Source organism: Streptomyces sp. NPDC004284 (assembly GCF_042874035.1).
In the GTDB taxonomy this organism is placed as follows: domain Bacteria; phylum Actinomycetota; class Actinomycetes; order Streptomycetales; family Streptomycetaceae; genus Streptomyces.
Genome location: NZ_JBIAMJ010000030.1, coordinates 25,561 through 33,131, shown reverse-complemented (window position 1 = coordinate 33,131; position 7,571 = coordinate 25,561). Strand labels below are relative to the sequence as shown.

General features: G+C 68.8%; 6 protein-coding genes and 2 pseudogenes. 4 read left to right on the top strand and 4 right to left on the bottom strand.

From position 1 onward, the window contains the following. Nucleotides 1–164 precede the first annotated feature (164 nt). Complete coding sequence (locus ACFYUS_RS38430; RefSeq protein WP_388862839.1) at nucleotides 165–632, top strand: ArsI/CadI family heavy metal resistance metalloenzyme; 468 nt, start codon at nucleotides 165–167, stop codon at nucleotides 630–632. 192 nt (nucleotides 633–824) lie between these two features. On the opposite strand, the pseudogene ACFYUS_RS38425 reads toward ACFYUS_RS38430, so the two are convergent. The 3 genes and pseudogenes from ACFYUS_RS38425 to ACFYUS_RS38415 form a co-directional block, all read right to left on the bottom strand. Then, a pseudogene (locus ACFYUS_RS38425) lies at nucleotides 825–1,127 on the bottom strand (mobilization protein); the annotation flags it as partial. 59 nt (nucleotides 1,128–1,186) lie between these two features. Further along, nucleotides 1,187–1,312, bottom strand: coding sequence for a hypothetical protein (locus ACFYUS_RS38420; protein ID WP_388862845.1), 126 nt, complete (start codon nucleotides 1,310–1,312; stop codon nucleotides 1,187–1,189). 563 nt (nucleotides 1,313–1,875) lie between these two features. Beyond that, nucleotides 1,876–3,207 carry a DUF1254 domain-containing protein gene (locus ACFYUS_RS38415; RefSeq protein WP_388862837.1) on the bottom strand — a complete coding sequence of 444 codons (1,332 nt, stop codon included), beginning with the start codon at nucleotides 3,205–3,207 and terminating at the stop codon, nucleotides 1,876–1,878. Between the two features lie 669 nt (nucleotides 3,208–3,876). Between ACFYUS_RS38415 and ACFYUS_RS38410 the strand changes: the two genes are divergently transcribed. From ACFYUS_RS38410 to ACFYUS_RS38400, 3 genes and pseudogenes are all read left to right on the top strand, one after another. After that, nucleotides 3,877–4,314 carry a hypothetical protein gene (locus ACFYUS_RS38410; protein ID WP_388862835.1) on the top strand — a complete coding sequence of 146 codons (438 nt, stop codon included), beginning with the start codon at nucleotides 3,877–3,879 and terminating at the stop codon, nucleotides 4,312–4,314. A 135-nt stretch (nucleotides 4,315–4,449) separates the two neighbouring features. After that, nucleotides 4,450–5,208, top strand: a pseudogene (locus ACFYUS_RS38405) (IS630 family transposase); the annotation flags it as partial. Next, nucleotides 5,198–5,997, top strand: a protein-coding gene (locus ACFYUS_RS38400; protein ID WP_388862833.1) for an IS5 family transposase whose coding sequence is annotated in 2 segments (ribosomal slippage) — nucleotides 5,198–5,522 and nucleotides 5,522–5,997 — 801 coding nt in all. Because the reading frame shifts where the segments join, the coding sequence is not laid out codon by codon here. The pseudogene ACFYUS_RS38405 and the gene ACFYUS_RS38400, both read left to right, overlap by 11 nt. A 567-nt stretch (nucleotides 5,998–6,564) precedes the next feature. On the opposite strand, the gene ACFYUS_RS38395 is transcribed toward ACFYUS_RS38400, so the two are convergent. Further along, nucleotides 6,565–7,518, bottom strand: coding sequence for a helix-turn-helix domain-containing protein (locus ACFYUS_RS38395; protein WP_388862831.1), 954 nt, complete (start codon nucleotides 7,516–7,518; stop codon nucleotides 6,565–6,567). Nucleotides 7,519–7,571 lie beyond the last annotated feature (53 nt).

Genomic DNA, 7,571 nt, shown 5'->3' with positions numbered 1-7,571 from the left:
CCGGCCTCTACGACCAGCCGGGAGCCGAGCCGGGAGCCGACACCACGGCCGACAGCGACTGCTGCGCCCCCGCCCCCACGCTCATCCAGCTCGGCGTCGGCTCCCCGGCCGCCTCCGGCGGCTGCTGACCAGCCCCACCACACCCGCACAGCAGGAGGTTCGTCATGACTCGTGTACAGCTCGCCCTGCGCGTCCCCGATCTCTCGGCATCCGTCGCCTTCTACAGCAAGCTCTTCGGCGCCGAGCCGGCCAAGCTCCGCGACGGCTACGCCAACTTCGCCATCGCCGAGCCGCCGCTCAAGCTCGTCCTCATCGAAGGTGCCGACGGTGAGGACACCCGCCTGGACCACCTCGGCGTCGAGGTCGACAGCACCGAAGCCGTTCACGCCGCCACCACCAGGCTGGCCCAGGAAGGTCTCGCCACCACGGAGGAGAACGACACCACCTGCTGCTACGCCCTCCAGGACAAGGTGTGGGTCCACGGCCCCGGCCGCGAGCCGTGGGAGGTCTACGTCGTCAAGGCCGACGCCGACACCCTGGCCAAGCCGCAGGCCGGCACGTGCTGTTCCAGCCCGGCCGCCGTCGGCCCCCGGGCGAGCGAACCGACCGCCGCCACTGGCGACTGCTGCTGACTGCCTGATGACCCGCCTTCACACCCGCGAGGCCGCGACCGGAACGGGGGACTGGTCGCGGCCCCGCGTCGTCCTGCCCGCGCTCTGCGCCACACAGATCACCAGCTGGGGAATCGTCTCCTACGCCTTCCCCGTCCTGAACCCCCAGATCACCGCCGACACCGACTGGTCCGCAGGCGTCACGATGGCGGCGTTCCCCGTACGGCGGGCCTTCTCCTGCTCGGTGCGGGTGGGGCGCTTGGCGGCGGTGCGGTCGCCGCGTGGGACCTGGCGGAGCCCGTACTCCTTCTCGATGGCGACGAGTTCGTCGTCGGCGTGCAGGAAGTCGTTCCGGTTACGTGGCGGGCGGAGGTCGCCTCGGACCTCGGTGGCGACGATGTGGATGTGGTCGTCGGCATGGCGGACGGCGACCCAGCGGCAGCCGTCGGGATCGCCGTCCGGGGCGATGCCAGTGGCGTTCAGCACGTGGCGGGCGATGGCGGCCCACTCGTCGTCTAGGGGTAGTTCGGGACGCCTCGGGTCTTGTGGCCGGGCTTGACGATGTGCGCGGTCAATCAGGCCGCCCGGCGGTTTGTGGCGGCCGCATCGGCGGCGATGCCGACTGCCGTGACCGCTTGTTGTACCGCTTGTTGTACCGCTTGTTGTGCCGCCGCCACGAGCTGGCGGGCCTCGGAGAGCATGGGGGTGTCCACAGGTGTGCCTCACTGTCGGCGTTGAGGTGGTGGGTGATCGGGAAGTTTTCGGGAAAACCAGCCGTCAGAGGTCGCCTCTGGCCGGATTTAGCCGGATAGATCCAGCCAGTAGGAGTGGTCTTCCCGGTGCCCTCAACTCCACTCCGCGACCCCCTCTGACCAGTAAAAGACCCTCCCGAAGGAGGGTCTTGGATCTTGCGCCCCCTGCAGACTCGAACCTGCGGCCAAGTGCTTAGAAGGCACTTGGCGGGGGGAGTGGGGTGGACTTGACCTGCACTTTTAAGGGCGCTGGCGGGTGATGGCCGAGGTCGGGTCCCTGAGGGTAGTGGAGAAGGCCCAGACTGCCGAGCCTTCGGTTGCACCCGGAAGGCGAACCCACGCCATGAGCTTGGGAACCATCCGGCATGTGGCCTTCTGTATGGTATCTGACCTGCGGAAACGTGCGACGATATCTTCGTCCTGGCTGCTTCGGCCGGCCTCATTGTGACCGCTGTTCACCGCCGCTGCCGACACGTTGTGGTACGGCCTTCCGTGTAGGCGCGGTCGACGTGCTACGTCGCTTTCCCGTCGGCGACCGGGCGGGTCCTGCGGACCGGCGGGGGGTTCCAGGTGCCGTCGAGTGCCTGGGGAGAGGGTGCGTACAGGCGCATGGTGATCCCCAGGGGGCCGAGCGGTGCGGGCAGCCAGTTGGTCCGTCGGTCCGGGCCCGGGTCGTGGTGGGAGATGTGGATGTCGAGGGAGCCGTCGGGGTTGTAGGTGAGGGGATCGCGGTCGCCGAGGGCGAAGCGGTTCAGCTCGTTGGCGGCCTGGAAGCCCTCGGCGTCGTACATGGTGACCGACCAGAACGCCTTGGCGGGCGGGAGCGCGTCGGCGTCGAAGTGGAGGACGTAGTCGTTCTCGCCGGTCACGGGCGAGCCCTCGGCGTCGGTGGCCAGTACGGGGTAGACGGCATCCTCGGGCGGGTTGGCGCCGAGTCCGCCGGCGGCGACCACGGCGCGCTTGAAGTAGCTGTTGCCGTACACGCCCATGGTGTCGGTGGACGTCCGCCAGCCGTTGGCCGCCGTACCGAAGGCCGACATGGAGCCGAGGATCGCCTCACGGGCCGCGTTCGCGCCGCCTTCGATCTGCGCGAGGGCGTCGGCGCCGAAGCGGCTCGCGTCGAAGTCGCGGCCCGGGACGATGCCCAGGTGCGCGATGCGCGCGAGGACGGAGAAGTCGGCGGCGTGCGGTGGGTTGACCGTCAGCGCCCGGGCGGCATGGGCGAAGAACTGTGCCGCGCTGAGGCCGTTGACGAGGGTGAGCGCGTCCGTCTCCACGTCCACACCGGCGTCGGGCACGTGTCCGGCCGGGTTCAGGGCGGTGAGCGTGTAACCGTTCTGGACCTTGTGCACGGCGTCGTAGTCGGCGGGGCCGTTGGTCTGGGTACGCCCGATGAGCCACACGTACGGGGTCGGTGCGCGCAGGAGCGTCGCTCCCGCCGGCGCCTCGTCGCGGTGGCCGGGACCGACGAGGAGGTAGTCCTGGTCTCCGGTGCCGGTGGTGCGCTGACCGATGGTGGCGAACACGTCGGTCCACATGTCCATGAGCGGCAGCATGAAGTACCGGTCGGCGGTGTCGGAGACGTGCAGGGCCACCGGGCCGGCGGTCAGGTCGAGCCAGGCGTTGGAGTACAGGGTGTCGAAGTTGGGCCGGACGACGGCACGGAAGTCCGCCGGAGGGAACTCACGCAGGTGGTGGAACCGGTTCGGCGGGCCGTAACCGGGCTTGCCGCCTTCGGGCAGGGCGGTGGACTGGCGGCGCGTGACGTCCATCATGACCAGCGGGTACAGGTAGACGTACGCCTCACGGCTCAGGGTTCGCAGCTCCGCCGACAGCATGTCCATGCGCGTTCTCGCCTTCGCCCCGGGCGGCGGGTGTCGCCCCACGCCTCGCAACCTGCCGGTCGCGAGGCGGCGCCGCAATACGGGTGGACCGGACGGGTGAGCCCGGCCCCGGGAGCATCAGGCCCAGAAGCCCGGGCCGGGTCGGCGAAGTCCTCCGTGCGTTCGATCTGTGGCATGTGACATGTGGCATGTGGCATGTGGCCGGTGGCCGGTGGCCGGTGGCCGGTGGCCGTGAAGAGGTGGGTACGGGGCTTGGAGGAGGCGGTGCGGGCGGCGTCCAGGTGGCGGGTAACGGCAGGTCCAGTGCGGCCACCAACTTCTCCCAACGCGCCGTGTCCCCGAACTACTACGTAGAGAAGATGCGCTCCGGGGAATGGGACTGGCGGCGCCGGGTACGGCGTTGAAGGCCATGGAAGTGGACGGCCAGCTGGTGTCGTGCGACAACCGAAGGCTTGGTGCGGCACGCGAAATCGGGAGGCCGGTCATCACTGAAAGTGTCGACCCGAACACGGTTCGCCTCGATTCGACGACCGGGCGAACCTGGGCGGAGGGGTTTAGAAGGCACATGAATTCTGCGCGGAACAGAAACGAACTGGGTGAGCTGGTTCCCCCGGCCGGATTCAAGGAGAGGCCTCAGCGCGTGCGCAACGGGAAGTGTAAGAATGCCGCGTGACCACGATCGAACGTCTGTGGGAAGGCTTTGAGCTTCCCATCAAGGACGCACTCCACTACGCCGACGGGCACTCCTATGACGTCGCCCTCGACTCCGCCGTGCCGAGCGGCTTCTCGGTGCTCTCCCCGTTCGAGCTCGATGAGGTTCTGGAAGGCGATCCTTCCTGGGTGTCCTCGGTCGATGGGCTTGCCGCTGTGGACCTGGGAGAGAGGGGACTCCTGTGGGGTGGAGAAGGTTCGTACGGTTCGGAGGGATTCATCGCACGCCTGACTGTCGACCGTGCGCTGATCTGGGCGATGTTCTTCACCGAATCCAATCCGTTTGATCGAATTCAGCTGTCCGGTAACGTCGCCAATTTCATTTCGACCTCAGGGTTCGAGATAGCAGTCGACATCGACGATCCGCTAATTCCACCCTCTCCGGATTGCTATTGATCCGAGACGCTTTGGGTTCGGGCTCGTTGGCTGTGGGTGAGTGATCTGGTGGGGGATGCGCGGATGTGGTCGCCGGACGCGCAGGAGGCTGTGCGGCTGCCGACGGTGTCCGCGCTGGTGGAGGGCCGGGGCTGAGTGGAGGTCGCGGCCTTGTTCAAGGTGTCGGTCAGGGCCGTGGACAACTGGTGGGCGAGGTGGCAGGCGGGTGGCCGGGACGCACTGCTGTCCCGTCCGCGGGGCCGGCGCGCGGGCGACCATCAGGTGCTGTCCGAGGTCGAGCAGGCCGCCGTCCGGCAGGCCGTCCTCGATCGCATCCCTTGCGACCTGGGGCTGTCCGGTCGGCTGTGAACGCGGGGGCTGACGGGCGAGCTGATCTTCAAGTTGTACCGGGTCCGGTTCATCGAGCCGGGGGTGGGCAAGTACCTCATCGGGATCCGCTCGGACCAGGTCACCGGCCGCACCTGGGGTGCCAAAGGCATGACGCCGGTCGTCCGCCGCGCCGGCAACCGGTTCTCCGTGAACGCGATGTCCGCGATCAGCACCCGCGGCCGGATGCATTTCATGGTCTTCACCGAGTCGTTCGACGCGAAGGTCATGTGCCGGTTCCTCGCCCGGCTCGTCGGGAGTTTCGACCGCAAGGTGCACCTGGTCGTCGACCGGCACTCGGCCCACCGTTCCCAGGTGGTGCGGGCCTGGCTCTCCCGTCACAAGGACCAGGTCGAACTGCACTTCCTGCCCTCGTACGCACCGAGCTGAACCCGGACGAGCTGGTCAACGCCGATCTCAAACGCTGTCTGCCCCCACACCCACCGGGCCAGGAACCAGAGCGAACTCGCCGCTGAGACACGCCGGTTCTTCCACCGCCGCCAACGCCAGCCCCACATTGTGCGTGGACGACGACTTGTGGGCGCTGATCGAACCGTTGCTGCCACCCTGGCCGGAGCGGTCGCCGGGGCCGGGGCGGGGGCCGGTGTCGGATCGTCTCTGCCTCCAGGGCATTCTGTTCGTCCTCTCCAACGACATCGCCTGGCAACTTCTGCCGTTGGAGATGGGGTTCGGCTCGGGACAGACGTGCTGGCGGCGGCTGGAGCGGTGGCAGAAGGTCGGGGTCTTCGACCGGCTGCACCGGGTCCTGCTCGCCGAGCTGAACGCGGCCGGCGAGCAGGGCTGGTCATGGGTGTGCGTGGGCGGTTCCCACGTTCGCGCGAAAAAGGGGGTGCCGACACCGGTCCGTCGCCGGTCGACCGGAGGAAGACCGGCAGCAAGCACCACTTGATCCGCGACGGGCGCGGCACCCCGTTCAAGGTCATCATCACCGCGGCCGACGTCAACGACATCACCCAGACCCTCGCGCTGGTCGACGGCATCCCTCCCGTCGCCGGACGTCCGGGCCGGCCTCGCCACCGTCCCGAAGCCCTGCTCGGCGACAAGGGCTATGACTCCAACCCCCACCGGAAGGAGCTCCGCAAGCGGCGGATCCTGCCCGTCATCTCCCGCGAGGGCGCTCCCGACATCCAGGGCCTGGGCAAGTTCCGCTACGTCGTCGAGCAGACCTTCGTTCTCCTCCGCCAGTTCAAGCGACTCGCCGTCCGATGGGAACGCCGAACCGAACTCCACGACGCCTTCGTCTCCCTGGCCTGCAGCCTCGTCTGCCGGCGACGCCTCGACAAACACCGATCATGATCGCGTTACGAGCTCTTAGCCGGGGCACCATGGAGACCGCGAGTCGGGCCGGAACCGGACAAGGCGATCCGGCCGTGGCGTCCCACTGACCCCTGCGCCGAGTCACGGGACAGCACTTGAGCAAGAGCAGCCAGGCAGAGGCGATCGATGGACCCGATGACGTGAGTCGACGATCCCGGGTTCGCCTGGGCTGAGAACCTGGTCTCAGGCGATGGCCGGCCGCTGGGCGGGGGAAGGGCCCGTACCCAGCAGAGGCGCGGGCCCTTCGCGTAACAGGGGTGGTCGGTCAGCTCTGCACGGGGCCCCGTAAATGCAGTGCGCCGCCGGGCTCACCGCGCCGTCCGGCTGCTGGCCGGCTTTCTTTCGGGGTGCCGGGGGGCCTCGACCCTGGCCCTGCACGTCAGGCACATCCGGTGCTCTGGGGTTGGATCTATGGTGTGAGCGCGATTGGTGGAAGGCGTTCGTGCAGTTCAGCGCCGATCGGCTCGCGGGACGGACTGCAACAGGTGGGGCGCCATCGCTGGATCGAGCGATGCACGCCGGCGCGCGGCCGACCGCCCGGCTCCGCTACTGAGGTGCGGTGCTGGTGCCGGTCGCCCTGTTCCCGTGGTCTGAAGGAGAGGCAGAGGAAGGCGGTGCTTGGGGGCCGGTGGGGGTGGCTGCCAGGCTGGCGAGGAGTTTGAGGCGGTCTTCGTCGGGGGAGCCCGGTTCGGCGGTGTAGATGGTCAGGGAGTGCGCCTCGCGGGTGGACAGGGGCAGGTCGAGTGGCTGGTAGGTGAGTTCCAGCGGTCCGGCGTCGGGATGGTTGAAGGATTTGACGCCCCCGTGGTGGATGCGGACGTCGTGGGCGGCCCAGCGGGTGCGGAACTCGGTACTCAGCGTGGACAGCTCACCGATGAGTTCCCGCAGTGCCTTGTCATTCGGGTAGCGGCCGGCCTCGGCGCGCAGCAAGGCGGCGGTGATGGTGGCGGCCTGGTCCCAGTCGGCGACGAAGTGCTGTGCGTCCGGGTCGAGGAAGTAGTAGCGGGCGCAGTTGGGGCGGCCGCGGTCGTCGGCCGTGTCGCTGTCGAACATGGGGGACAAGACCGCCCGGGCGAGTGCGTTCGTGGCGACGATGTCGAGGCGGCCGTTGGTGACGAAGGCCGCGGACAGGGTCATGGAGTCGAGCAGCCACTGGACGCGGGGCGGGACGTCGACGGCTTTGCGGCGCCGGGGGGCGCGGCCGGCCGGCTGGGCGGCGCGGGCGAGGTCGAAGAGGTAGGTGCGTTCGTCGTCGTCGAGGTGGAGTGCGCGGGCGACCGCGTCGAGGACGTCTTCGGATACGCCGTTGATGTGGCCCTTCTCCAAGCGGGTGTACCACTCGGTGCTGACGCCGGCGAGAACGGCGACTTCCTCGCGCCGCAGGCCGGGCACACGGCGCCGGCCGCTGGTGGGCAGCCCGGCCTGCTCCGGGGTGATCCTGGCGCGTCGGCTGGCCAGGAAGTCCCGGATGTCGGAGGCGTTGTCGGGGCGCTTGTCCATGCCTTCCACGGTAGGCGCGCGGCGTGGATAAGGGAGGTGGAGCTTGTACCCCC

Coding starts and splice junctions, on each gene's coding strand:
- ACFYUS_RS38415 (WP_388862837.1), bottom strand. CDS start 3,207: ATGGACATGCTGTCGGCGGAGCTGCGAACCCTGAGCCGTGAGGCGTAC.
- ACFYUS_RS38430 (WP_388862839.1), top strand. CDS start 165: ATGACTCGTGTACAGCTCGCCCTGCGCGTCCCCGATCTCTCGGCATCC.
- ACFYUS_RS38420 (WP_388862845.1), bottom strand. CDS start 1,312: ATGCTCTCCGAGGCCCGCCAGCTCGTGGCGGCGGCACAACAAGCGGTA.
- ACFYUS_RS38395 (WP_388862831.1), bottom strand. CDS start 7,518: ATGGACAAGCGCCCCGACAACGCCTCCGACATCCGGGACTTCCTGGCC.